Source organism: Streptomyces sp. NPDC048197 (assembly GCF_043202395.1).
GTDB classification, from domain to species: Bacteria; Actinomycetota; Actinomycetes; order Streptomycetales; family Streptomycetaceae; genus Streptomyces; species Streptomyces siderophoricus.
In genome coordinates this window covers 15,270-39,977 of sequence record NZ_JBIDAJ010000011.1, presented here as the reverse complement: position 1 = coordinate 39,977, position 24,708 = coordinate 15,270, and the positions used below count along the sequence as shown (strand labels likewise).

Sequence of the window (24,708 nt, the reverse complement as noted above, 5' to 3'; positions counted from 1 at the left end):
GTCAGGCCACGGCGATGTCCGCGCCCTCGGCCGCCCCGGCACCGTCGCCGGCGGGGCCGGGGGCGTCGTCCGGCACGAGCTCGAAGTGGCCGGTCAGTCCGGTCATCCGCAGCAGCCGTCCGACGCTGCTGCCGTCGGTGACTCCGGCCAGCCGCAGCCGGCCGCCCCGCTGCCTGGTGCGGTAGCGGGCGCGGCTGAGCAGCGAGAGTCCGGCGCAGTCGATGAAGGCCACCGCGCGCAGGTCGAGCACGAGATCGGCGCCCTGCGCGCCGGTGAGGTCGTCCAACCGTCCGGAGAGCACCGACACGGCGAGGATGTCGAGCTCACCGTGGAGCTCGTAGACGGTCGCGCCGTCGGCGGCGCGACCGGGTCCCGCAATTCTCGGGTAGTACTGACGTTCGTCCATCGGCCCGGCCCACTTTCGTGCCGCGGTACCGGAAACGGCCGGGCGCCACGGCGGAGACGTACAAGAGAGGTGGGGGGCGCCCGGCGCGATCCGGGCGGGGTCGGCCCGTTTCAGGGGCGTCGTTGCGCTTGAGTTGTCTACGGCTTACCCGCCGTCCCGCCACCTCAACTCCCCGGCGTACGCCGCCTCACGAGGTTGTCTCAAAGTCGCCCCTCGGCGCACGGCGCACGGTATCCACACCCCGCACGCCGTCACCTGCCGACGGCCCCGTCGGCCTGCTCCCGCAGGATGTCGGCGTGCCCGGCATGCCGCGCGGTCTCCTCGATCATGTGCACCAGCACCCAGCGCAGCGACCGGACCGCCCCGGCCTTCCCCGCCGGGCGGGCACCGGCGCGGCCCAGGTCGTCGCAGCGCCCGGCGATCTCGTTGGACCGTCGGACGGCCGCGCGGTAGCCGGCCAGAACGTCCTGGGCGCGCTCCTCGGCGCAGACCGTCATCCCGAGGTCCGGCGGCGCGTCCCCGGTGCCCTCGAAGGCCCAGACGAACCAGTAGTGCTCCGCGGCGGTCAGATGCTTGACCAGGCCGAGCAGACTGGTTCCGGACGCGACGCCGGGAGTGCGCGCCGCCTGCTCCGTGAGGCCCTCCGCCTTGGCGGCCACGGCCTCCCGTACGTAGTCCAGGAAGGCGAGCAGGGTGGCCTTCTCGTCGGCGTCGGTGCCCGGTGGACCGGTGTCGGGGCGCGGCTGAGTCGTCGTCACCGGGGCACCCTAGCCACGGCCCCGGCCGGGCCGCCCGTCATTTTTCCCCGCACCCCCCGCGCCCCGCTGGACCCGGCGGGTGATCCTTGGGGAATCAGTTGACCTCAATATTGGTTGAGGTCCTAGGTTCCTTTCATGTCGCCGGTCACCCACGGCGATCCCGTGACGACCCGGCACACAGGAGGCCACCATGGACATGGAAGTCACCGCCTGGCACTCGCTGCACAGCACGATGACCGCGCAGCAGGGCCGGCACCGCTTCTCCCGCGGCACACTGCGCCGCATCGCGGCGTTCGCCCGCCCGCACCGGCGGCATCTGGTCTGGTTCCTGGTGCTGAGCACGGTGACCGCGATGCTCGCGGTGGCCACCCCGCTGCTCGCCGGCCGGGTGGTGGACGCGATCGTCGGCGGTGACTCGTCCGCCCTGGTGGTCGGCCTGTCCGGGCTGATCGCCCTGATCGCGGTCGCCGAGGCGGGCCTGGGACTGCTGACCCGCTGGCTGTCCGCGAGCATCGGCGAGGGACTGATCCTGGACCTGAGGACCACCGTCTACGACCACGTCCAGCGGATGCCGATCGCCTTCTTCACCCGCACCCGGACCGGCGCCCTGGTCAGCCGGCTCAACAACGACGTGATCGGCGCCCAGCGGGCGTTCAGCGACACCCTCTCCGGAGTGGTCAGCAACATCGTCACGCTGCTGCTCACCCTCGGCGTGATGCTCAGCCTCTCCTGGCAGATCACCCTGATCGCCCTGGTGCTGCTGCCGGTGTTCGTGCTGCCCGCCCGCCGGGTCGGCCGCCGGCTGGCGGCCCTGCGCCGGGAGGGCGCCGACCACAACGCGGCGATGGGCACGCAGATGACCGAACGGTTCTCCGCACCGGGCGCCACCCTCGTCAAGCTGATGGGCCGCCCGGCCCGCGAGTCCGCCGAGTTCGCCGTCCGCGCCCGCCGGGTCCGGGACATCGGCGTCCGCTCGGCCATGGTCCAGACGTACTTCGTGACCGCGCTGACCCTGGTCTCCGCCCTTGCGCTGGCCGTCGTCTACGGCCTGGGCGGCTTCCTGGCGCTGCGCGGGCAGCTGGAGGCCGGTGCGATCGTCTCGCTCGCCCTGCTGCTCACCCGCCTCTACGCCCCGCTGACCGCGCTGTCCGGCGCCCACATCGAGGTGATGAGCGCCCTGGTCAGCTTCGAGCGGGTCTTCGAGGTGCTCGACCTGAAGCCGCTGATCGCCGAGAAGCCGGACGCCCGCGAGGTCCCCGACGGGCCGGTGTCGGTGGAGTTCGACTCCGTACGCTTCGGCTACCCGTCCGCCGACAAGGTCTCGCTGGCCTCCCTGGAGGAGGTCGCCACCCTCGACACCCGCGGCGGCGAAGAGGTGCTGCACGGCATCTCCTTCCGCGCCGAACCCGGCCAGATGGTCGCCCTGGTCGGCTCCTCCGGCGCCGGCAAGTCGACCGTCGCCCAGCTGCTGCCGCGGCTGTACGACGCGGACTCCGGCGCGGTCCGGCTGTCCGGCGTGGACGTCCGCGACCTGACCGCCGCCTCGCTGCGCGGGACCCTCGGCATGGTCACCCAGGACGGCCACCTCTTCCACGACTCGATCCGCGAGAACCTGCTGCTCGCCAAGCCGGAGGCGACCGAGGACGAGCTGTGGGACGCGCTGCGCCGGGCCCGCCTGGAGGAGCTGATCGCCGGCCTTCCCGACGCCCTGGACACCGTCGTCGGCGAGCGCGGCTACCGCCTCTCCGGCGGCGAACGGCAGCGGCTGACCATCGCCCGGCTGCTGCTCGCCCACCCCCGGGTGGTGATCCTCGACGAGGCCACCGCCCACCTGGACAACACCTCCGAGGCGGCGGTCCAGGAGGCGCTCGGCGAGGCCCTGGAGGGACGTACCGCGCTGGTCATCGCCCACCGGCTGTCGACCGTACGCGCCGCCGACCTGATCCTGGTCGTCGAGGGCGGCCGGATCGTCGAACGCGGAACCCACGAGACGCTGCTGGCGGCCGACGGGCGGTACGCGGAGCTGTACCGGACGCAGTTCACCGAGGCGGCGGCCACGTCGCCCGCCGCGTCGCCGTCGGCCCCGGACGCCGGGGCCGTACCGGCCGGTTCCGGCGACGACCTGCTGGTGGACCCGGCTCTGGTGAACTGAACGCGGCATACCGAAGGCCCCCACCTCTTGGCGGGGGCCTTCCGCGTACCGAAAACTGAGGAGATGACGCAGCGCGCGGAACACTCCACCGTCATGGACCGGCTCGCCCTGGACGACCTGGTCACCGGCTACGCGGTCGCCGTGGACGACGGCGACTGGCCCGGCTACCTGGCCCTTTTCGCCCCGGACGCGCGGGTCGACTACCGCTCGGCGGGCGGCATCGAGGGCAGCGCCGAGGACGTCGCCGCCTGGCTGGCCGAGATGCTCCGGCTCTTCGAGATCCGCCAGCACCTGATCGTCAACCGCCGGATCACGCTGGCCTCGCAGGACGGCGCACCGGGCGACACCGCCGGCATCCGGGCCGACTACCTCAATCCGATGCGGCTGGCCGGCCCGGCGACCGACGACGACGGCGGGCCCACCGCCCCCAACTACACCTGCGCCGGCCGCTACGACTTCACCGCCCGCCGCACCCCGGACGGCTGGCGGCTGACCGAGGTCGTCGTACAGGAGAAATGGCGGGAGGTGCGGCAGGCGGGCGACTGACCCCGGGCGGTCCGCGACCGGGCGCGCCTCGGCCGTCCCGGCGAGCGTCCGGCTCCCCCGGGCGAGGCCCCCTTTCCTTGATCGCACCGTCCGCGCACACTGAGCGTCCGGCCGGTCCCGCGCGCCCGGCCGGACGGACGGACCGGCACCCGGCAGACCGTGGAGACCGTATGGACAGACCGCTCGGCCCCCGGACGCGATGGCTCGGCTCCGCCTGGGGCCGGGGAGCGACCGCCGCGCTCGCCGGGGCGCTGCCCGCGCTCGCCTTCCCCGCCCCGTCGTGGTGGTGGCTGGCCTACGTCGCGCTGGTGCCGTGGCTGCTGCTGGTACGGACCGCGCCGACGCCCCGGCGGGCGGCACTCGACGGCTGGCTGGGCGGGACCGGTTTCATACTGGCGGTGCACCACTGGCTGCTGCCGAGCCTGCACGTCTTCATCCTCGTCCTTGCCCTGCTGCTCGGTGCGCTCTGGGCGCCCTGGGGCCTGCTGGTACGGGCCCTGCTGGGCGGCACGCCCGGCGCCGGGAGATCGGCGGCCGCGCTGGTGCTGGTGCCGTCGGGCTGGCTGATGGTGGAACTCGTCCGGTCCTGGGAGTACTTGGGCGGCCCCTGGGGCCTGCTGGGCGCCAGCCAGTGGCAGGTCGCACCCGCCCTGCGGCTGGCGTCGATCGGCGGGGTCTGGCTGCTGAGCTTCCTGATCGTGGCGGTGAACACCGCCCTGACCGAACTGCTCGCCCGCCGCGCCACCTGGCGGCCCGCGGTCGCCGGCCTGCTCGTGTGCGCGCTGGCGGCCGGCGCCGCGTGGTTCGCGGCGCCGGGCCCCCGCCCCGCCGGCACGGTGCGGATCGCGGTCGTCCAGCCGGGCCCGGACGGCACCCCGACCCAGCGGCTGGCCCGCAGCGAGGCGCTCACCCGGTCGCTGGCCGGCCGCGGGGTGCACCTGGTCGTCTGGGGCGAGAGCAGCATGTACCAGGACCCGGCGGACCGCCCGGCGCTCGCCGCCAGGCTCGCCGCGCTGTCCCGGGAGACCGGCGCCGACCTGCTGGTCAACGCCGACTCGGTACGCGCCGGGCGACCGGGCATCTACAAGAGCGCGGTACTGGTCGGCCCGCACGGCCCGACCGGCGACCGCTACGCCAAGAGACGGCTGGTCCCGTTCGGCGAGTACATACCGTTCCGGTCCGTACTGGGCTGGGCGACCAAGGTGGGCAAGGCGGCCACCACCGACCGGATACGCGGCACCCACCAGGTGGTGATGCCCGTCGCCACGGCCGGCGGGCTGCGGATCGGGCCGCTGGTGTGCTTCGAGACCGCCTTCCCCGACCTGAGCCGCGCCCTGGCGCGCGGCGGTGCGCAGGTGATCGTCGCCCAGTCCTCGACCTCCACGTTCCAGGACAGCTGGGCTCCGCTGCAGCACGCCTCGCTGGGCGCGCTGCGGGCCGCGGAGACCTGGCGGCCGATGGTGCACGCCACCCTCACCGGCGTCAGCGCGGTGTACGGCCCCCGCGGCGAGCGGATCGGCCCCACGCTCGGCACCGACCGCAGCGCGGCCGCCGTCTACGACCTGCCGCTGGCCGCCGGCACCAGCCCGTACACCCGGTTCGGCGACTGGGTGCTGTACGGGGCGGTGGGCGCCCTGGCGCTCGCCGGTGCGTACGGCGGCGGGAAGAGGCTCACGCCACGGCGGCCCGGCGGACGGACCGCCCGGCCGCGCCGGGGCGAGGGCCGGACGGCTCCCCCGGACCGGCTCAGCGAGCGGACCGCTCCACCGCGTCGGTGATGACGCGCTCGCACAGCTCATGGGTGCGCAGCGCGTCCCGGGCGGACGGCTGCCGGCCGGCCCGTACGTCGTCCAGGAACGCCAGGACGATCTGCTCGATACCCCGCTGCCGGGCGACCGGCACCCAGTCACCGCGCCGCCGGACCGTCGGCTGCCCCTTGTGGTCGATGACCTCGGCGAGGTTGACGACCTGCCGCCGGGTGTCCTGCCCGGAGACGTCGAGGACCTCCTCCGCCGAGCCGCTGAGGCGGTTCATGGTGCCGATGGCGGTGAACCCGTCGCCGGCCAGCTGGAGCACCACGTGGTGCATCAGGCCGTCCCGGATCCTGGCCCGGACGTCGATGTGGTCCGGCTCGCCCGGCAGCAGGAACCGCAGGGTGTCGACGACGTGGATGAAGTCGTCCAGCACCAGCGTGCGCGGGTCCTCGGGCAGCCCGACCCGGTTCTTGTGCATCAGGATCAGGTCGCGGGCGTGCTCGCGGCACTGCGCGTAGGCCGGCGCGAACCGGCGGTTGAACCCGACGGTCAGGCCCACGCCCCGGTCCTCGGCCAGCGCCACGAGCCGCCGGGACTCGTCGAGTTCGTAGGAGAGCGGCTTGTCGACGTAGGTCGGCACACCGGCCTCGACGAGCCGGGTGACCAGCTCCGGGTGGGCGGCGGTGGCGGCGTGCACGAACGCCGCGTCCAGGCCGACGGCGAGCAGCGAGTCCAGATCCGCGTGGAGCTGGTCGCCGGTCAGCCGGTGGGCGGCGCCGACCCGTTGGAGGGTCGCCGCGGTGCGGGTGTGCAGATGGAGTTCGGTCCCCGGCAGGGTGCCCAGTACGGGCAGGTACGCCTTCTGCGCTATGTCGCCGAGTCCGATGCAGCCGACCTTCACTCTTGCTCCTCGCGTAGTGCCGCGGTCCTGGTGCCCCGCGCCCCGGCAGCATACGTGCCGGCCGGCGGCCGCCAGTCGGCGATGCCGTCGAGGGCGCGCAACGCGAGATCGGGGGCCAGGCGGGCGGTGGCGGCCATCAGCCCGGCGCGCAGTGCACACGCGGGCCGGGACCGCCAGGTGGTGAGCCGGCCGATCCGCTCGGAGCGGCGCACCACCTCCATGGTGCGCGGCAGCCGCTGCCGGGTGTACGCGGCCAGCGCGGCCCCCAGATCGGCGTCCGGCCCGGCCTCGTGCGCCAGCACGACGGCGTCCTCGACGGCCTGGCACCCGCCCTGCCCCAGATTGGGCGCCATCGGATGGACGGCATCCCCGAGCAGCGCGACCCGCCCGTGGTGGAAGGCGGGCGGCGGGGCCGCCGCGCTGTACACGTCGTTCCGCAGCACCTCGGCCGGGCCGACGGCGTCGAGCAGCGCCGGAACGGGCTGGTGCCAGGCCCCGAACCGCCGCAGGAGTTCGGCCCGCTCGTCGTCGACCGCCCGGCCCCCCGCGGGCACGGCCGCCGTGGCGTACGCGTAGATCCGCCCATCGGCCAGCGGCACCGTGCCCCACACGCTGCCGCGCCCCCAGGTCTCGTGCGCCACCGGGCGCACCCCGTCGGGCGCCGGCACGACGAACCGCCACGCGGTGAAGCCGGCGTAACGGGGAGCGGGGTGACCGGGGAAGACGGCACGGCGGACGGCGGAGCGGATGCCGTCGGCGGCGACCACCAGGTCTGCGGAGAGGTCGGTGGAGAGGTCGGTGGAGGTGTCGGCGTGGTTGTGCCTGGTGTTGCCCCTGGTGTTGCCCCTGGCGTTGGGCTTGTCCGTGTCGACAGTGGTGCAGGGGCGGTCGGGTGCGGAGATGCGGACCCGGGCCGGGCGGCCGCCCGGGCGGGGGTCGCCCGGGTCGACGAGGGTGGCCGTGGCGCCTGTGCGGACCGCGCCCGCGGGGAGCCGGGCGGCGAGCAGGGCGACCAGTTCGGCGCGGTGCACGATCGCGACCGGCCCACCGAAGCGCCGGACGGCCGCGGCGTTGTCCGTACGAGCCAGCCGATGTCCGCCGGGCAGCCGGAACTCGCCGGCCACCTGCCGATCGGCCCTCGCCCGCACCGCGTCGCCCACCTCGATCGTGTCCAGCGCGCGCTGGGCGTTCGGCGCCAGCGCGATGCCCGCCCCGACCGGCTCCAGCGCGGCGGCCCGCTCGACGACGGTGACCGACCACCCGCGGCGCTCCAGGGCCACCGCGGCGGTGAGCCCACCGATCCCCCCACCGATCACCAGCGCGGTGCGCTGCTGCTTCATGTCGCCTCCGATTCCGTGCCGAATCCGTTTGCGAGTCCGTCCGAGGTCCGGACGACGCCAACTGCCGACAGCCAAGCAGCCAGGCAGCCAGCCACAGACGGTCAACTACAGATGTAGTCACCACTCGACGGGAGACTACACCCGTAGTTCACGAAGGTCACTACATCCGTAGTGACCCCGCTAGGGTTCCTCTCATGACCGCTCGTGACCGTCACCACCCGGCTCCGACCGCCCCCGCCCCCTCACTCTCCTCCCCCTCCTCCCCCGCCTCCGGCCGCCCTCAGCTGATCGCGGATGCAGCCATTCACCTGCTCGCCGAGCGCGGGATGCGGGGGCTGACCCATCGGGCCGTCGACGAGGCGGCCGGTCTGCCGCTGGGCTCCACTTCGAACCTCGCGCGGACGCGGGAGGCCCTGTTGGAGACGGCGGTACGGCGGCTGGCCGAACGGGAGGCCGCGGTGCTCACCCCGGCGGAAATGCCGGCGGTCGCCGGCACTCCGGCGATCGGCACCGGTCCGGAGGCCATTGCGGACGCCCTCGCGCTCGCACTGCACCGCTACCTCTCACGGCACCGGCAGTTGCTCCTCGCCCGCTACGAACTCGCTCTGGAGGCCACCCGCAGGCCCGCGCTGCGGGAGATCTACGACCGGGCGGGACGAGCCTTCCGCGAACCGATGGTCGCGATGCTGGCGGCGGCCGGCTCCACCGCGCCCGAACGGCATGCCCTGTCGATGGTGGCCTGGTGCGACGGCGTGCTGTTCTCCTGCACCGCAGGCCAGTTCCACACCACCACCCCCACCCGCGCCGAGCTGCGCACCTCCTGCGCGGAACTCCTGACCGGCATGCTGCGCCGCCAGGACGACGCAGGACGCTAGTGGGCAACGGCGGACGCGGGCGGGGACGCCGCGGACGCTACAAGCGGCGGGCGCTGTGAGGGCACGGCGGACGGGACGGGGCACGGCGGACGGGACGGGGGACGGCGTACGCGACGGGGTACGGCTACGGGGTACAGCGGACGCTACGGGGTACGGCCGGCGGCTCCGCCGAGCTGGAGCTCCAGACGGTCGATCGCGTCCCGCAGCCCCTGGCGGTATTCGCCGTCGGCGAGGGCGTTGACCGACGCCCGGGCCCGCAGCAGCTGGGCCCGGGCGTCGGCCGGCCGGTCGAGCGCCGCATAGTCGGCCGCGATGTTGAGATGCAACGAGGGGAAGAACGCCCGCAGCGCGACGAGGGGGTGGTGACGGGTGCCGGTGCCCTCCCCCGGCACAGCGACCGCCCCGGTCTCACCTGCGGCGGGCCCGGTGCCATGGGGCCGCTCGGTGACAAAGCCCTCGGCCGCTTCCAGAGCCCGGAGGTCCCAGTCCAGCTCGTCCCGCGGGTCGTCCTGGGTGTCGGCCATGTAGTGCGCGAGGGCGCAACGGTGGAAGGCGTCGCCCTGCGGCCCGATCTCGTGCCACAGCGCGGAGAGGCGGTTACGCGCCTCTTCACGATCACCGGCCCGATGCAGCATGATCGCCTGGCCGATCCGGGTCAGCACCCCGTCCTCAGACATCGCCTCCAGCCGCTGCTCCACCACCGCGCACTCCCCGTATCCACTCACCACCGCTGACGTTTCCTCGACGCTAACCGCCACCGGAGAGCTTCGCTCGGTGTGCGCGACGCGCCGGGTGGCAGCCGTACGGGCGGAAGCTGCGGTCCACGGTCCCGGCCCGGGAGCAGCGGTACGGGCGCAGGCTACGGTCTACGGCCCCGGCCGGGTGGCAGCCGTACGCCGGTGGGCCACCGTCCGGGCCGGGGCAGCCGTACTACGACGGCTACCGCCCCGGGCCCGGGCAGCCCTACGACGGCGGGCCACCGCCCCGGCTGGTTGCTCAGCCCAGGTCCGGGATGCGCCAGTCGATCGGGGCGTGACCGTGCGCGGCAATCGCGGCGTTGATCTGGGTGAACGGGCGGGAACCGAAGAACTTCTTCGCCGACAGCGGGGAGGGGTGCGCGCCCTGCACCACCACATGCCGGTCCTCGTCGATCAGCGGCAGCTTCTTCTTGGCGTAATTCCCCCACAGCACGAAGACCGCCGGGTCGGGCCGGGACGCCACTGCGCGGATCACCGCGTCGGTGACCTTCTCCCACCCCTTGCCCTTGTGCGAATTGGCCTCCGCCTCGCGGACCGTCAGGACGGCGTTCAGCAGCAGCACGCCCTGCTGGGCCCAGGGCATCAGATAGCCGTTGTCCGGAATGGGGTGGCCCAGCTCCTCCTTCATCTCCTTGTAGATGTTCCGCAGCGACGGCGGCGTCTTGACCCCGGGCTGCACGGAGAAGCACAGCCCGTGGCCCTGACCCGCGCCGTGATACGGGTCCTGGCCGAGAATGAGCACCTTCACCTGGTCGTAGGGCGTCGCCTCCAGCGCCGCGAAAACCTGCTCGCGGGGCGGATAGACCGGGCCCTGGGCCCGCTCCTGCTCGACGAAGTCGGTGAGCTCCTTGAAATAGGGCTTCGCCAACTCCTCGCCGAGTACCCCGCGCCAGGACTCGGGCAGCATGTCGGTCACCACGTCAACAACCTCCGGTGTGTGTTGCGTTCTCACTCACAGAACCTACCGGCGACCACTGACAACACCGCCCACGGGCCATTTCCTTCCCGGGGCGCTGGGGCGGGGGCGAGGGCGGACGGGGCGGACCAGGCTCGTGTCCCCCCGTACCGAGGGCCCCTGCGGCAGGACACCGGACACAAGCCTGCGGCACGGGGGGGCGGGCCCACGCTGTCGGGCTCACGACACGGGGCGGGGCCACGGTACGGGACGAGCCCACGGCAGAGGGACGGCCCGCGGCACGGAGACGAGCACGGGGCCGGGGGGCGGGCGAAGGCCCGGGGGCTCGAGCCTTCGCCCTGCCCCGCGGGGACTCACCTCGCCTCGCTGGGCCCCACCAGGCGCCGGCGAGGCCTACCACGCTCCGCCGCTCCGCCGAAGCCGATCCCCCTCCCCCGGGTCCCAAGGCTTCACCACGCCTCACCAGAGCCTGGGTCTCCTCCGCCCTGCCGAGCCTCTCCAGACGTCCAGGCCCCGAGGCCCAGGGCCCCTCCGCAGGCCCCGAACCTCTCTCACTCCGAGATCCGAACCTTTCCCCGCCAGGCTCCGAGCTTCCCCACCGGGCCCCGGGCTTCCCCGCCGGGCCCCAGCCCCCCGCCAGGCCTCAGCTCTCCCCCGCCGGGCTCCAGCAACTTCCCCCACGGGGCTCCCGGAACTTCCCTTATCGGGCTCCAGCAGCCATGCCCCGCCAGGCTCCGGCGAGCCCCGGCTGGCCCCGGCGGGCCCTGGCGGACTCCGCCAAGCCCCGGCGGCTTCCCCCGCCCCCTCCCCCTCTCCCCCTTCGGGGGAGGGGGCGGGGGGTGGGTTCGGGGGTGGGGGATGAGGCCACGCCCGCGACGACCACCTGAGCCACCGCCCCGCCCAGCCCCGCGCAGCCCCGCGCAGCCCCGCCGCACCCCGCCGCCACCTCCACCCCAGAGCCCACCCCCCGCCACCACGTCCAGCCCCGCCCCACCCAGCTGACAGCGCGGATGCGAGAACCGCGGTCGCCCCCGAGCCCGCAGCGCTACATGGCATGTCTGCCGACGGTCCGCTGACACAAGTGGTGCCGGCCCCTTAGGGACCGGCACCACCGACTCTGCCTCTCGGAACACACACCCACGCAAGCCGGCCAACGCGCTCACCAACCGCGAGCTCACCAACGTTCGGCTCACCGACGCAGGCCCACCAACACCGGCCCACCGACACCGGCTCACCCACACCGGCTCACCGACACCGGCTCACCGACGCGAGCTCACCTTGGGGGCCTGCCACCCCGTAGGGGCCTACCGCCCCGGACTCGCGCCGCTCCGACGGCCGTTCACGCCCCTGCGTTGAGGAACAACCCGCCGTCCACGACCAGTGTCTGGCCGGTGATCCAGCCCGCCGCGTCGGACAGCAGGAAGGCCGCCGCCCCGCCGATGTCCTCGGGGACGCCGAGCCGCGCCATCGGGTAGGCGGCCGCCGCCTCCTCCTCGCGGTCCTCGTAGAGCGCGGCCGCGAACTTGGTCTTGATCACGGCCGGCGCGATGGAGTTGACCCGTACCAACGGCGCGAATTCATGGGCCAGTTGGTGCGTCAGGTTGATCATCGCGGCCTTGCTGATGCCGTACGCGCCGATGAACGGCGAGGCGCTGAGCCCGGCGATCGACGCGATGTTGACGATCGCGCCGCCGTTCTCCTTCTGCCACGCGTGCCAGGTGCGCTGCGCGAGGCCGAGCGCCGAGATGACGTTGGTCTCGAACACCTTGCGGGCGACCCCGAGGTCGAGGTCGGCGATGGGCCCGAACACCGGGTTCGTACCGGCGTTGTTGACGAGGTAGTCGACCCGGCCGAAGGTCTCCATCGCGCGCTCGACGGCGACGGCCTGATGGGCCTCGTCGTGCGCCTTGCCCGCGACGCCGAGCACCCGTTCCGCGCCCAGCTTCTCGACGGCCTCCTTGAGGGCGTCCTCGTTGCGCCCGGTGATGACGACCCGGTCACCGCGGGCGACCAGCGCCTCCGCGATGCCGTAGCCGATCCCGCGGCTGGCGCCGGTCACCAGCGCCACCTTGCCGGAGGGCTCCGGGAGCCCGTTTGCCTGCTCGGTCATGTCCTGTACTCCTGTGGTCGGTGGGCGGTCAGTTGAGCGGGCCGCCGGCGACGTACAGGACCTGGCCGGAAACGAACCCCGCCGCTTCGCCGGTGAAGAAGGCGATCGCGTTGGCGATGTCCTCGGGCCGGCCGACGCGCTGGACCGGGATCTGGGTGGCGGCCGCGGCCTGGAAGTCCTCGAAGCCCATGCCCACGCGCTCGGCGGTGGCGGCGGTCATGTCGGTGACGATGAAGCCGGGGGCGACGGCGTTGGCGGTCACGCCGAACTTGCCGAGCTCGATGGCGAGGGTCTTGGTGAAGCCCTGCAGACCGGCCTTGGCGGCCGAGTAGTTGACCTGCCCGCGGTTGCCCAGCGCCGAACTGGAGGAGAGGTTCACGATCCGGCCGAACTTGGCGTCCACCATGTGCTTCTGGCAGGCGCGGGACATCAGGAACGCGCCCCGGAGGTGCACGTTCATGACCGTGTCCCAGTCGGTCTCGCTCATCTTGAACAGCAGGTTGTCGCGCAGCACACCGGCGTTGTTGACGAGGACGGTCGGTGCGCCGAGCTCGGAGGCGACCCGGGTCACCGCCGCCTCGACCTGCTCGGCGTCCGAGACGTCACAGCCGATCGCGACGGCCTTCCCGCCGGCCGCGGTGATCTTCTCGACGGTGTCCTTGCAGGCCGCCTCGTCGAGGTCGAGGACGGCGACGGCACGGCCTTCGGCGGCCAGGCGTACGGCGGTGGCCGCGCCGATACCGCGGGCCGCGCCCGTGACGATGGCGACGCGCTGCTCGGTGGTGGACATGCGGGTTCTCCTCACCTCGAAACCTCGACAAGCGGTCCGCCACACCGATCCCGTGGGTGAGCAACCGCTTAGTAGCCTGAGCAGGGCTGACGCTAGAAGCCCGGCCACCCGCTGTCAACGCCCCACCACCGCGCCGTTGCCGAGCTCACCTGCACCGCCCCGGCGGAGGAGCAGAAACCGGACGGACGGACGAAAACAGAGGAAAGGGGCGCCCGGCCCGGGAGACGGGCCGGGCGCCCCTTGGGGACGCATCCGGGTACGACGGAATCCAGCCGGCCGGCCAGGCCGGGTGTGTGCGGAATCCGGCTCAGCGGACCAGCAGGTCCAGCAGCCGCTCCGCCTCGGTGGTGGGATCGGCGGTCAGCCCGGTGTGCACCGGGCCGGGCTGGACGATGGTGCTGCGCGGGGCGATCAGCCAGCGGAACCGGCGCCCCGCGTCGTCCGCCGCGGCCTGTCCGGCCCGTTCGCCGCCCGCGCAGATCCCTTCCACGGCGCCGAGCGCGGCGCGCACCCCCTCGACGTCGACCGTCGGGTCCAGCGCCAGCAGCCGGGCCTCGTCCAGATGGGTGCGGGCCTCGACGAAGCGCCGGGCACGGCAGTACACCACCACACCGGCATTGATCATCTCGCCGCGCTCCACCCGGGGCACGACCTTCAGCAGGGCGTACTCGAAAACATCGCGTCCGTTGTGCAGACCGGTCACTTCACTGCCCTCCGAGGCAACTTTCCGGCCAGCCATGCCGGCGCCTGCGAGGGCTCGTCCTTGGTGGGCTCCCCGACGGTGATCCGCTCGCTGATCGTACGGGCACGCGCCAGCAGCGTCGTCACATACGCCTGGCGCAGGACGTCCGGGGAGTCGAATCCGGGCTCGTCGACGAGCCATTCGTCCGGCACGTCCGCCGCGATCTCGGTCAGCAGTTCCTCGGTGATCTGCGGCGCGAATTCCTCGGCCGCCGCCGCGAGGTCCGGACCGAACGTCGCGAGCACATGGTCGGCGGCGTTGTACGGCCGGCTCGCGGACTTTTCGGCGGTCGGCCAGTTGTGGTGCCAGATCATCGCGGCGCCGTGGTCGATCAGCCAGAGTTCGCCGTGCCAGACCAGCAGATTGGGATTGCGCCAGGACCGGTCGACATTGTTGATCAGCGCGTCGAACCAGACCACCCGGCCCGCCTCCCGCGCACTCACCTCGAACGCGAGCGGATCGAATCCCAGCGATCCGGGGAGGTAGTCCATGCCGAGATTGAGCCCGCCGCTGGCCCTCAGCAGCTCCTGGACCTCCTGGTCGGGCTCGCTGAGGCCGATGACGGGGTCGAGCTGCATGCGGACCAGATCCGGCACCCGCAGCCCGAGCCGGCGGCCCAACTGCCCGCAGATCACCTCGGCAACGAGGGTTTTGCGTCCCTGCCCGGCACCGGTGAACTTCATGATATAAGTTCCGAGATCGTCGGCCTCGACGATTCCCGGGAGCGATCCGCCCTCACGCAAAGGCGTGACATAGCGGGTCGCCATGACTTCGGTCATCATCCCCACAGGCTACGGCAGCGTTCCGCCACTCGTTATTCCTTTTCCGCCCGGTCCGGTACCGGTGCTTCGCGCTGCGCGGATTCCGGCTAAGGCCCCGGAGAAAGCCCTCCACGGAGCGCCACGGCGGAGTGTCACGGCGGAATGCCCCGTGGAACGCCTTGGGAAATGACTTGGGACACGCCTTGTGGAACGCCCCATCAGCATCCCGGGATGAGAGTGCAGCACACCCACTGGAGGACAGCATCGTGGACGACCGTCGCACGGACGACCGCACCTTGGAACACGGCACCACCGGCCCCGCGTCCCTCACCGACCCCGCCCATCCCCTCAACTCCGCTGCATTTCCACGTCAGTTCGCCCGCACCCGCCGCTTCTCCCTCGGGGTGCCCCGGCATTTCACCGTCTCCCCGGACGGCCGCCGGGTGCTCTTCGTCCGTACGGGTTCGGGTACCGACCCCGTGGGCCGGCTGTGGCAGTACGAGGACGGCGCGGAACGGGTGCTGGCCGACCCGGCGCTCCTCGTGGGAGACACGGCCGAAGCGCTCCCCGAGGAGGAGCGGCTGCGCCGGGAGCGCGCCCGTGAGAGGTCGGCCGGGGTGGTCTCCTACGCGGCCGACGACGCCGCGCGGCTGGTGGCGTTCGCGCTGTCCGGTGCGCTGTGGGCGGTGCGGACGGACGGGGGCGCGCCGTTCCCCGTCCCGGCGGCGGGTCCGGTGGTGGACCCCCGCCCTTCGCCCGACGGGCGGTCCATCGCCTATGTGAGCGGCCGCTCCCTCCACGTCGTCACCCTGGCCGGGGAGGACCGGCAGCTGGCCCGTGCGGAGGGCCCTGAGGTCTCCTACGGGCTCGCCGAATACGTGGCGGCCGAATCCATGGGCCGGCTGCGCGGCTACTGGTGGGCCCCGGACGGTCGCCGCCTCCTGGTGGCGCGGGTCGACACCAGCCGGGTGGCACGGCGTTACCTCGCCGACCCCGCGGATCCGGCCAGGCCGCCGCGGACGATCCGGTACCCGTCCGCCGGCACCGCCAACGCGGACGTCACGGTGCAGCTCGTCGCGCTGGACGGCGGGCGCGTGGAGGTCACCTGGGACCGCACGGCGTACGAGTACCTCACCGAGGCCGGCTGGGACGCGCACGGCCCGTTCCTGGCCGTGCAGAGCCGTGATCAGCGCACGGTCCGGCTGCTCGCGGTCGATCCGGTGACCGGGGCCACCGAGGTGCGGCACGAGCGGACCGATCCGGCCTGGGTGGAGCTCATACCGGGCACTCCCGCCCGTACCGCCTCGGGCGCGCTGGTGGTCCCCGAGGACGACGGCGACACCCGCTATCTGGCCGTCGGTGGCCGCCGGGTCACCCCGGAGGGGCTGCAACTCCACGCCGTATTGGCGGTCGAGGGCGAACGGGTGCTCTTCACGGCGAGCGAGGACCCGCTGGAGACCCATGTGTGGAGCCATGAGCCCGGCATCGGCAACCGGCTGCTGAGCCGGGGGCCGGGCCGGTTCACGGCCACGGGGCGGGGCAGCGCCGTAGTTGTCGAGGGGGAGACCCCGCACGGCAACGAGGTGAGCGTGCTGCGCGAGGGCCGGCCCGCGGGGGGCATCACCTCGCTCGCCGAGACCCCGGCGGTCACCCCCCGGCCGGTCTTTCTCACCTTGGGAGAACGGGAGTTGCGCGCCGCCCTCCATCTGCCGTCGTGGTACCGGGAGGGCTCGGCCCGGCTGCCGGTGCTGCTCGACCCGTACGGCGGGCCGGGGATCCAGGTGGTGGGACGGGGCCGGGGGTGGTTCACCTGTGTGTCGCAGTGGTTCGCCGAGCAGGGATTCGCCGTGTTGGTGGCCGACGGGCGGGGCACGCCGGGCCGGGGGCCGGCCTGGGAGAAGGCGGTGCACGGCGACCAGCTCGGGCCGGCGCTGGAGGACCAGGTGGACGCGGTACGGGCGGCCGCGGCGCGGTACCCGGACCTGGACCTCTCGCGGGTGGCGATCCGCGGCTGGTCGTTCGGCGGGTTCCTGGCGGCCGCCGCGGTGCTGCACCGCCCCGATGTGTTCCACGCGGCGGTGGCCGGCGCCCCGCCCACCGACCAGCGGCTGTACGACACCCACTGGAAGGAGCGGTTCCTGGGCCACCCGGAGGAGCATCCGGACGCCTACGAGCGCTCCTCCCTGGCCGGGCACGGGCATCTCCTGACCCGTCCGCTGCTGCTCGTCCACGGGCTCGCGGACGACAACGTGGCGGCCGCGCACACCCTGCGCTTCTCGGCGGAACTGCTCGCCGCGGGCCGGCCGCACAGCGTGCTGCCGCTGCCGGGAGCCACCCACCTGCCGGCCGACGACGCGGTCAACGAGCAGCTGCTGCACTTCCAGCGGGACTTCCTGCGGGACGCGCTGTCGGCCGTCGGAGTGTGACGCGCCGACAAGAACATGCCCGGCTTTGAACGCGGCCGCCGAGGCCTCCGTATGGAGCTTGTGCAACGTCCATGGACCAGATCGCGCACCGAAGGCACCACCACCGGAGGCAGACCATGGCACGACAGGCAGCAACGGGGCGGACGGAGACGGCAGCGACGGGGTCGGGGACGGAGGAGACGGTTCCGGCACGGCCGTGCTGCGGAACGGCCCGGCGCACCGTGGTTGCGGCGGTCGGCGCGGCCGGCCTGACGGCGGCGCTCGCGGCCTGCGGCAGTGATATGGCCGGCTCGGGCGGTGACGGCTCCAAAGTGGCGGACGGCAACGGCGCCACGGGAGCGGGCGGTTCCGAGGCCGGCAGTGGCGCCGGTCCGGCCGGCAAGGAGCTCGCCAAGGCGGCGGAGATCCCCCAGGGCGGCGGCAAGATCTTCAAGGCGGAGAAGGTTGTGGTCACCCAGCCGCAGAGCGGCGAGATCAAGGCGTTCTCCGCGGTCTGCCCGCATGCGGGATGCGTCGTCAACGAGGTCTCCGGCGGCACCATCAACTGCCCGTGTCACGGCAGCAAGTTCGACATCACCGATGGCAGCGTGAAGCACGGCCCCGCCACCAAGGGCCTGGCCCCGACGAAGGTGAACGTCAAGGGCGGTAGGGTCACGCTCGCCTGAGGCACGTCAACGGCCCGCGAAGGGCCCGCCGCCGCTTGTACGACGTGCGGCGACGGCCCTTCCATCGGCCCTTCCGACGGTCCGGCCGTCGGTCCGGCCCGTCAGCGGGCGCGGCGCGGTCTCCGCCAACTGGTCAGCACGCCCTCCGTAGTGGTGACGGTGGCGACCAGGGCGAGCGTGTGGCGGATCATCGCCGGGGTGTAGTCGGCGGGCACCCCGGCGATGGCGTCCGCGGGCACCACCGCCGTGTAGCCGAGGTTGACCGCGTCGAACACCGTATTGGGGATCGCCACGTTCGCCGACACCCCGGTGACGACGAGCGTCCGGCAGCCGAGGTTGCGCAGCAGCGCGTCCACCTCGGTGCCGGCGACCGGTGAAAGGCCGTGCAGCCTGCGCACCACCAGGTCCTCCTCGCCGACCGGTACGGGATCGGCGATGCGCACCGCGGTGGACCCGGCGAACTGCTGGACGGGCAGCTTCTCCGCGGCTCTGAACAGGCGCGCGTTGCGGCTGGCGCCGCGCCCGTCGGGACGGCGCTCGGCCACCGCGTGCATCACCTGGACGCCCGCGTCATGCGCGGCCACCACCAGGCGGGCGATGTTCGCCAGCGCCCCGGAAGTGCGGGCGGCGTCGGCGAGTTCGGGCAGCGCGCCCTCCGGGCCGACCACGCCCCGCTGGCATTCGACGGTGAGCAGCACCGTCGAGGCCGGGTCGAGTTGCTCGCCGAGCCGTACGGCGTCCGAGGGCATGGCAGGTCCTCCCCGTTCCGGTGGTCCGTTCCTGACGGCGTCCGCCCCGGGCGGGCACGCTCCCCTGCCGGGGCTCTTCGAGGCGGGCGAGGATACCGGGCATTGCATCCGGCAGGAAGAGCGCCGATGATTTCTGACGCCCAGTCAGTTCGTCCCGGGCGGGCAGTTCCCGTCGGGGCAGTCGCAGCGGAGGCGATGCCGGATGACCGACACACAGCGGCACGGGCGCCGGATCATGATGACGCCGGGCGAACTCGACGCGTTCCTCGCGGAGCAGCGCACCTGTCGGGTCGCGACGGTCGGCGGGGACGGCGCGCCGCACGTGGGAGCGCTGTGGTTCGCCTGGGACGGTGCCGCACTGTGGCTCTATTCGATCACCCGCAGCAGGCGGTGGGCCCAGGTCCGCAAGGACCCGCGGATCGCGGTGGTGGTCGACGACGGGCACGCGTACGGCGAACTGCGCGGCGTGGAGCTGTCGGGCCGCGCGGAGTGCGTCGGGGAGGCCCCGCGAACCGGTGAGCGCTGTGCCGAACTGGACGCTCCGGAGCGGCTGTTCGCCGGGAAGTACTTCGGGACGACCACGATGCCCCACGACGGCCGGCACGCCTGGCTGCGGCTGACGCCGGATTCCGTGGTGTCGTGGGACTTCCGCAAGATCCCGGGCTGAGCGCCGGCCACGGCGAGGCAGCAGGGCGGAGTCACCGGCGGTGATCGCCGGATCTCGGCGCGTTGTCAGTGGCGTCTGCGAGAGTGGTCCCGTCAGCCCGTTCCGCGCCTGCGCAGGGTGCGGAGGCGGGACGGCCCGGTCGGGCGCGGCCGGGTGCCGACGAGACGAAGGAGATCCGGTGAACGTGCTCTTCCCCGCACTGCGCGAGGGTTCGCCCGCCCCCGCGCTGCGCTTCGGCGACCGCGTGCTGAGCCATCGACAGCTGGCGTCGGTGGCGGGCGCGCTGGCCGAGCGGATCGCCGGTGAGACCCGCATCGCGGTCTGGGCGACGCCGACGCTCGAAACCTCCGTGGGGGTGGTGGCCGCGCTGCTCGCCGGTGTGGCGGCCATACCGGTGAATCCGAAGATCGGTGAGAGCGAGCTGGCGCACATCGTCGGCGACAGCACCCCCTCCCTGGTGCTGGCCGGGGCGGACGACGCGCTCCCGGGCCCGCTCGCCGCACTCCCCCGTATCGACGTCGACGCCACCGAGCCGCCCGAGGAGCCGGGGCCCGCGCTGCCGCAGGAACCGACCGACGAGACACCGGCGCTGATCGTCTACACCTCCGGGACGACCGGCCCGCCCAAGGGCGTGGTGCTCCCCCGCCGCGCCCTCGCCCACACCCTCGACGCCCTCCAGGACGCCTGGCAGTGGACCGCCGACGACGTCCTGGTGCACGCCCTGCCGCTGTTCCACGTGCACGGCCTGATCCTCGGCGTCCTCGGACCGCTGCGCCGCGGCGGCAGCGTCCACCACCTGGGGCGCTTCAGCACGGACGCGGTCGCCCGGGAGCTGTCCGGGGAGGGCACGATGCTCTTCGGCGTCCCGACGATGTACCACCGCCTGGCCGTGGAGGCGGGCCGTGATCCGGTCCTGGCGAAGGCGCTGTCGCGGGCCCGGCTGCTGGTCTCCGGTTCGGCGGCGCTGCCGCTGACCGATCACGAGCGGATCGCGTCGGCCTCCGGGCGGCGGGTGATCGAGCGGTACGGCATGACCGAAACGCTGATGAACACCAGCGTGCGGGCCGACGGCCCGGAGGCCACCGGCACGGTCGGGGTGCCGCTGCCGGGGGTGTACGTCCGGCTGGTCGACGACGCCGGCCAGGCCATCGAGGGCGGGGACGGCGAGACGGTCGGGGAGATCCAGGTCCGCGGCCCGAACCTCTTCGTCGAGTACCTCAACCGCCCCGACGCCACCGCGGCCGCCTTCGACGGTGGCTGGTTCCGTACCGGCGACATGGCGGTCCGGGACGCCGCCGGCAACTACCGCATCGTCGGCCGCCGGGCCACCGATCTGATCAAGAGCGGTGGCTACAAAATCGGCGCGGGCGAGATCGAGAACGCACTGCTGGCGCACCCCGGCGTCGCCGAGGCGGCCGTCACCGGCGCCCCCGACGAGGACCTCGGCGAGCGGATCGTCGCCTGGGTCGTGGCCGAGCGCGGCCCGGAGGCCGGCCCTCCGCCGTCCGCCGAGGAGCTCGCCGACCATGTCGCCCACCAGCTCGCGCCGCACAAACGGCCGCGCACCGTGCACTTCCTGGACGCCCTGCCGCGCAACGACATGGGCAAGATCCTGAAGCGAGAGCTCCATGCATGACGGTGGGGGCGGCGAGAGCGGCGGGGGCGCCCCGGGCGGCGCGGGTGCGGGCGCAGCAGGAGCGGGTACGGGCGGCGGCGTGACAAAGCCGTGCGCGCGCCTGACGGCTCGTCAGGCGCTGGCGGCGGTCGCGGACACGTACACCGAGTTGCCGGCGCCATCGGCGACGGCGTCACCGGGCCCGGACGGGCCGCTCGGCTGGCCCGGTTACGACGCCGCCCGGGCCCGCGCACGTACGGCGACCGGCGAGGACGAGTCGGTGGTCACGGCCGTGGCCGACCTCGCCGGGACCCGGGCGGTCGTGCTCTCCTTCGAGTTCCGCTATCTCGGCGGCTCGCTGGGCGAGCGCACCGGCGACCGTCTGGAGGCGGCATACACCGAGGCCCGGGAGCGGCGGCTGCCGGTCGTCTCGCTGATCGCGACCGGCGGCAGCCGGATGCAGGAGGGCATGCGCGCCCTGAGCCAACTGCAGCGGGTGGCCCGGCAGTCGGCGCTGCACCACGCCGCCGGACTGGCGCAGCTCGCCGTGGTCCGCGATCCCACCACCGGCGGCGGCTGGGCCACGCTCGGGGCGGCCGCCGATGTGATCCTCGCGCTGCCCGGGGCACAGATCGGTTTCGCCGGCTCGCGGGTGCGCCCCCGGGACGCCGACCCGTCCGCGTACTCCGCCGAGGGGCAGTTCGCCGCCGGGCAGGTGGACGCGGTCGTCCCACCCGACCGGTTGCGGGGCACACTGCGGCGGTGGCTGCGGCTGCTCGCTCCCGCCGGCCGCCCGGCCGGCGCCGATGCCACGCCCGCGCCCCCGCCGGCCGCGCTCGGCGCTTCCGGGCTGCCGGAGACCGGCTGGGATGCGGTGGTGCGCGCCCGTGCATCCGAGCGGCCGCGCGCCGAGGCGTATCTGCGGGCGTATTTCGACGACCGGGAGGAGCTCAGCGGCGACCGCTGCGGTGGCACCGACCCCGGCATACGGTGCGGCTTCGGCCGTCGTGAGGGCCGGACCATCGCCTTCGTGGCCCAGTGCGGCACGGCCACCCGCCCGGCCGGCTTCCGCACCGCGGCCCGGCTGGTCCGGCTCGCCGACCGGCTCGGCATACCCGTGCTCACGCTGGTGGACACCCCTGGCGCCGCGAACGACGCGGTGGCCGAGCGAGCCGGTGCCGGAGCGGCGATCGCCGACGCCTTCGCGGCGCTGGCCACCGCGGAGGTGCCGGTGACGTCCCTACTGATCGGCGAGGGCGGTTCGGGCGGCGCGCTGGCCCTCGCCGCCCCGGGCCAGCTCTGGGCCACGCCCGACAGCTACTTCTCGGTGATCGCCCCGGAACTGGCCGCCGCCATCCTCAAACGCGACGAAGGACAGGTGCACGACACCGCCGAACAACTCCGCATCCGCCCCCAGGACTTGCTGGACCTGGGCGTCATCCGCGGGATCGTGCCGACGGCCGGGAACGGGGAGATGGACCGGGACGGGGGACGGACCGGGGCGGGGTGACCGACCGGGGGGCGGGGCGACGGACCGGGCGGGGTGACGGACCAGGGCGGGGCGACCGACCGGGCGGGGTGACCGACCGGGCGGAGTGACCGACCGGGAAGGGTTACGGATCGGGACGGCTGAGGCCGCCGAAAACCCCGTTCAGCGCCGGAGGCCCGTTCAGTCGGCCTCGACCTGCTCGGCGGCCGTCCGCAGCGCATCCACCGCGGCGCGGATCGAGGGCCTGCGGTCCGCGTCCGCGCGCCAGATGGCGTACACATGCCGGCGCATCGTATGGCGTACGGGCACCACGCTCACCCCCTCGGGCACCGGTCCCCGGCCCAGGCGGGGCGCCACCGCGACGCCGAGCCCGGCCGCGATCAGGGCGAGCTGGGTGCCGTGCTCCTCCGCCATATGGGCGATGCGTGGTTCGATGCCCTTGCTGCGCAGCGTGAACATCAGCCATTCGTTGCAGAACTCCCCCTGCGGCCAGGAGATCCACTCGTCCTCAGCGAACTCCTCCAGCTCCACGGAGCTCCGCCGGGCCAGCGGATGCGTGGCCGGCATCGCCACATCGGCGGGGTCGTCCAGCAGCGGTGACTTCGCCAGCCCGTCGGGGAGGGACAGCGGGCGGTTGTACCAGTCCAGGACCACGGCCAAATCGATGTCGCCGCGCACCACCCCGCGCACCGACTCGTCCGGCTCCATCTCGGTCAGATGCGCGCGCAGCTGAGGATGCCCTGCGCGCATCCCCGCGAGCGCGGCGGGGAAGAGGCCGCGCGCCGCGGTGGGAAAGGCGCCCATCCGCAGCTCGCCGACCGCCTGGCCGCGGTGCGCCTCCAGCTCGGCCTGGGCGAGTTCGACCTGGGAGAGGATGCGCACCGCGTGGTCGGCGAGCAGCCGTCCGGCGTCGGTCAGCCGCACCCCGCGCCCGTTCTTCGCCAGCAGCTGCTGCCCGGTTTCCCGTTCCAGCTTGGCGATCTGCTGGGAGACGGCAGAGGTGGTCACATGCAGCCCGTCGGCGGCCGCGCTGACCGATCCATGGCGGGCGACCGCGCTCAGCGTCCGTAGGCGATCAAGGTTCAACATATAAGCAATGCTACGCGATACCTGCCACAAAAACTCGCTTGTGCTACTAAGTTGCATCCGCCATCTTGGGTGTCATGACCAGCGCCACCAGCACTTCCGTCGCCTCCGCCAGCCCCGGCACGGCCACGGACTCCACCGCCCCCACGCCCCAGCGGCCCGTCGCCGTGACCCGGCCGCGCGCCCGCGGCTGGCAGGCCCGGTTCGCGATCCTCGCGCTCATCTGGGGCTTCAGCTTCCTCTTCATCAAGGTGGGCACGCAGAGCTTCGCGCCCTTGCAGGTCACGCTCGGCCGGGTGACGTTCGGCGCGCTGGTGCTGCTGGCCATCCTCGTGATCAAGCGCGAGCGACTCCCGCGCTCCGCCCGCACCTGGGGACATCTCACGGTCGCCGCGTTCTTCCTCAACGTGCTGCCGTTCTCCCTCTTCGCCTACTCCGAGCTGACCATCCCCTCCACCCTGGCCGGCATCTGCAACGCCACCTCGCCGCTGTGGGGCATGGCACTGTCGGTCGTGGCGCTCTCCGAGGACCGCCCGACCCGGCGGCGGGTCGCCGGTCTCGGCATCGGCTTCCTGGGCGTGCTGACCGTGCTCGGCGCCTGGCAGGGCTTCGCCGGTACGGATCTGACCGGCACCGCGATGGCCCTCGGCGCCTCGCTCAGCTACCCCATCGGCTGGATCTACGTCCGCCGCACGCTGGCCGGCGCCTCGCACTCCCACCTGTCGATGTCCAGCACCCAGCTGCTGCTGGCCACCGCCCAACTCGCCGTCGTCACCCCGCTGTTCACCACCGCACCGACCGGCTACCCGATCCTCCCGCTGCTCGCGGTCTTCGCACTCGGCGCACTGGGCACCGGCTTCGCCTTCCTCCTCCAGTACGGCCTGGTCGCCGAGGTCGGCCCCACCACGGCGCAGATGGTCACCTACTTCGTCCCCGTGATCGCCACCGCCGCCGGGGTCGCCCTCCTGAACGAGCGGCTCAGCTGGAACACCCCGGTCGGCGCCCTGATCGTGCTGGCCGGCGCGGCCCTCACCCAGGCCAAGCCCCGCACGCCGACGGCCCGCCGCTCCACGTCCACCAACTGAACCACTGGCCCGTTGTCCGCCTCCGGGGGCAACGGGCCGACTTTTTACGGCAGTTCGCGCGCCATGCCCAGCTGACGGGTGAAGGAACATACTCCAGGCCCCCTGGGCCCCTGGGTG

At 73.4% G+C, this 24,708-nt stretch carries 22 protein-coding genes; 10 read left to right on the top strand and 12 right to left on the bottom strand.

Translation table 11 applies throughout. The features are described from left to right. Position 1: 1 nt before the first annotated feature. Together ACGF4C_RS17005 and ACGF4C_RS17000 are read right to left on the bottom strand one after the other, a co-directional pair. Positions 2-406: an STAS domain-containing protein gene (locus tag ACGF4C_RS17005; protein WP_362142848.1), complete on the bottom strand. Its 405-nt coding sequence runs from the start codon at positions 404-406 to the stop codon at positions 2-4. Between the two features lie 251 nt (positions 407-657). Beyond that, the gene (locus ACGF4C_RS17000) at positions 658-1,164 is read right to left on the bottom strand and encodes a DinB family protein (RefSeq protein WP_393567002.1); all 507 of its coding nucleotides are present in this window, start codon (positions 1,162-1,164) and stop codon (positions 658-660) included. 190 nt (positions 1,165-1,354) lie between these two features. Here ACGF4C_RS17000 and ACGF4C_RS16995 point away from each other — a divergent pair, with 190 nt between their 5' ends. The 3 genes from ACGF4C_RS16995 (at position 1,355) to lnt (ending at position 5,640) form a co-directional block, all read left to right on the top strand. Further along, positions 1,355-3,316 carry an ABC transporter ATP-binding protein gene (locus ACGF4C_RS16995; protein ID WP_393567000.1) on the top strand — a complete coding sequence of 654 codons (1,962 nt, stop codon included), beginning with the start codon at positions 1,355-1,357 and terminating at the stop codon, positions 3,314-3,316. Positions 3,317-3,379: 63 nt separating this feature from the next. Continuing rightward, the gene (locus ACGF4C_RS16990; RefSeq protein ID WP_201802602.1) at positions 3,380-3,862 is read left to right on the top strand and encodes a nuclear transport factor 2 family protein; all 483 of its coding nucleotides are present in this window, start codon (positions 3,380-3,382) and stop codon (positions 3,860-3,862) included. Positions 3,863-4,032: 170 nt separating this feature from the next. Continuing rightward, on the top strand, positions 4,033-5,640 hold the full coding sequence (gene lnt / locus ACGF4C_RS16985; protein WP_393566998.1) for an apolipoprotein N-acyltransferase: 1,608 nt from the start codon (positions 4,033-4,035) through the stop codon (positions 5,638-5,640). On the opposite strand, the gene ACGF4C_RS16980 is transcribed toward lnt, so the two are convergent. Then, positions 5,609-6,517 (bottom strand): Gfo/Idh/MocA family protein, encoded by a 909-nt coding sequence (locus ACGF4C_RS16980; protein WP_393566996.1) that lies wholly within the window; start codon positions 6,515-6,517, stop codon positions 5,609-5,611. The two genes, lnt and ACGF4C_RS16980, sit on opposite strands and share 32 nt — an antisense overlap. Continuing rightward, positions 6,514-7,857, bottom strand: coding sequence for an FAD-dependent monooxygenase (locus tag ACGF4C_RS16975; RefSeq protein WP_393566995.1), 1,344 nt, complete (start codon positions 7,855-7,857; stop codon positions 6,514-6,516). The genes ACGF4C_RS16980 and ACGF4C_RS16975 overlap by 4 nt, the downstream gene beginning before the upstream one ends. Before the next feature lie 194 nt (positions 7,858-8,051). Here ACGF4C_RS16975 and ACGF4C_RS16970 point away from each other — a divergent pair, with 194 nt between their 5' ends. Then, complete coding sequence (locus tag ACGF4C_RS16970; RefSeq protein ID WP_393566994.1) at positions 8,052-8,732, top strand: TetR/AcrR family transcriptional regulator; 681 nt, start codon at positions 8,052-8,054, stop codon at positions 8,730-8,732. Between the two features lie 143 nt (positions 8,733-8,875). Here the strand turns inward: ACGF4C_RS16970 and ACGF4C_RS16965 are convergent, their stop codons facing one another. The 6 genes from ACGF4C_RS16965 to ACGF4C_RS16940 form a co-directional block, all read right to left on the bottom strand. After that, on the bottom strand, positions 8,876-9,409 hold the full coding sequence (locus ACGF4C_RS16965) for a hypothetical protein (RefSeq protein ID WP_393567239.1): 534 nt from the start codon (positions 9,407-9,409) through the stop codon (positions 8,876-8,878). Positions 9,410-9,728: 319 nt separating this feature from the next. Continuing rightward, positions 9,729-10,397, bottom strand: a complete 669-nt coding sequence (locus ACGF4C_RS16960) for a uracil-DNA glycosylase (protein ID WP_393567237.1) — start codon at positions 10,395-10,397, stop codon at positions 9,729-9,731. 1,348 nt (positions 10,398-11,745) lie between these two features. Next, entirely contained in the window at positions 11,746-12,516 is a 771-nt protein-coding gene (locus ACGF4C_RS16955) for an SDR family oxidoreductase (protein WP_030416391.1), read from the bottom strand. Between the two features lie 28 nt (positions 12,517-12,544). Next, positions 12,545-13,306 (bottom strand): 3-oxoacyl-ACP reductase FabG, encoded by a 762-nt coding sequence (gene fabG, locus ACGF4C_RS16950; protein WP_362142830.1) that lies wholly within the window; start codon positions 13,304-13,306, stop codon positions 12,545-12,547. Between the two features lie 307 nt (positions 13,307-13,613). Continuing rightward, on the bottom strand, positions 13,614-14,045 hold the full coding sequence (locus ACGF4C_RS16945; RefSeq protein ID WP_051799168.1) for a DUF3037 domain-containing protein: 432 nt from the start codon (positions 14,043-14,045) through the stop codon (positions 13,614-13,616). Continuing rightward, a complete protein-coding gene (locus tag ACGF4C_RS16940) occupies positions 14,006-14,830 on the bottom strand; it encodes a HipA family kinase (RefSeq protein ID WP_393566991.1) in 825 nt (274 codons plus the stop codon). Before ACGF4C_RS16940 ends, ACGF4C_RS16945 begins: the two co-directional genes overlap by 40 nt. Before the next feature lie 383 nt (positions 14,831-15,213). Between ACGF4C_RS16940 and ACGF4C_RS16935 the strand changes: the two genes are divergently transcribed. After that, positions 15,214-17,235 (top strand): prolyl oligopeptidase family serine peptidase, encoded by a 2,022-nt coding sequence (locus ACGF4C_RS16935; protein WP_393567235.1) that lies wholly within the window; start codon positions 15,214-15,216, stop codon positions 17,233-17,235. A 116-nt stretch (positions 17,236-17,351) separates the two neighbouring features. Then, entirely contained in the window at positions 17,352-17,900 is a 549-nt protein-coding gene (locus tag ACGF4C_RS16930) for a Rieske (2Fe-2S) protein (protein WP_393566990.1), read from the top strand. A gap of 101 nt (positions 17,901-18,001) precedes the next feature. Here ACGF4C_RS16930 and ACGF4C_RS16925 read toward each other — a convergent pair whose 3' ends face one another. Further along, a complete protein-coding gene (locus ACGF4C_RS16925) occupies positions 18,002-18,649 on the bottom strand; it encodes a cysteine hydrolase (protein ID WP_393566989.1) in 648 nt (215 codons plus the stop codon). A 202-nt stretch (positions 18,650-18,851) separates the two neighbouring features. Here ACGF4C_RS16925 and ACGF4C_RS16920 point away from each other — a divergent pair, with 202 nt between their 5' ends. From ACGF4C_RS16920 to ACGF4C_RS16910, 3 genes are all read left to right on the top strand, one after another. Next, positions 18,852-19,316 (top strand): pyridoxamine 5'-phosphate oxidase family protein, encoded by a 465-nt coding sequence (locus ACGF4C_RS16920; protein ID WP_393566987.1) that lies wholly within the window; start codon positions 18,852-18,854, stop codon positions 19,314-19,316. A gap of 178 nt (positions 19,317-19,494) precedes the next feature. Beyond that, complete coding sequence (locus tag ACGF4C_RS16915) at positions 19,495-20,952, top strand: acyl-CoA synthetase (RefSeq protein WP_393566985.1); 1,458 nt, start codon at positions 19,495-19,497, stop codon at positions 20,950-20,952. Positions 20,953-21,031: 79 nt separating this feature from the next. Next, positions 21,032-22,441: a carboxyl transferase domain-containing protein gene (locus ACGF4C_RS16910; protein WP_393566983.1), complete on the top strand. Its 1,410-nt coding sequence runs from the start codon at positions 21,032-21,034 to the stop codon at positions 22,439-22,441. 159 nt (positions 22,442-22,600) lie between these two features. Here the strand turns inward: ACGF4C_RS16910 and ACGF4C_RS16905 are convergent, their stop codons facing one another. Next, positions 22,601-23,509: a LysR family transcriptional regulator gene (locus ACGF4C_RS16905; RefSeq protein ID WP_393566981.1), complete on the bottom strand. Its 909-nt coding sequence runs from the start codon at positions 23,507-23,509 to the stop codon at positions 22,601-22,603. Positions 23,510-23,583: 74 nt separating this feature from the next. On the opposite strand from ACGF4C_RS16905, the gene ACGF4C_RS16900 reads away from it, so the two are divergent. Then, positions 23,584-24,591 carry a DMT family transporter gene (locus ACGF4C_RS16900; protein ID WP_393566980.1) on the top strand — a complete coding sequence of 336 codons (1,008 nt, stop codon included), beginning with the start codon at positions 23,584-23,586 and terminating at the stop codon, positions 24,589-24,591. The last annotated feature ends 117 nt before the right edge of the window (positions 24,592-24,708 follow it).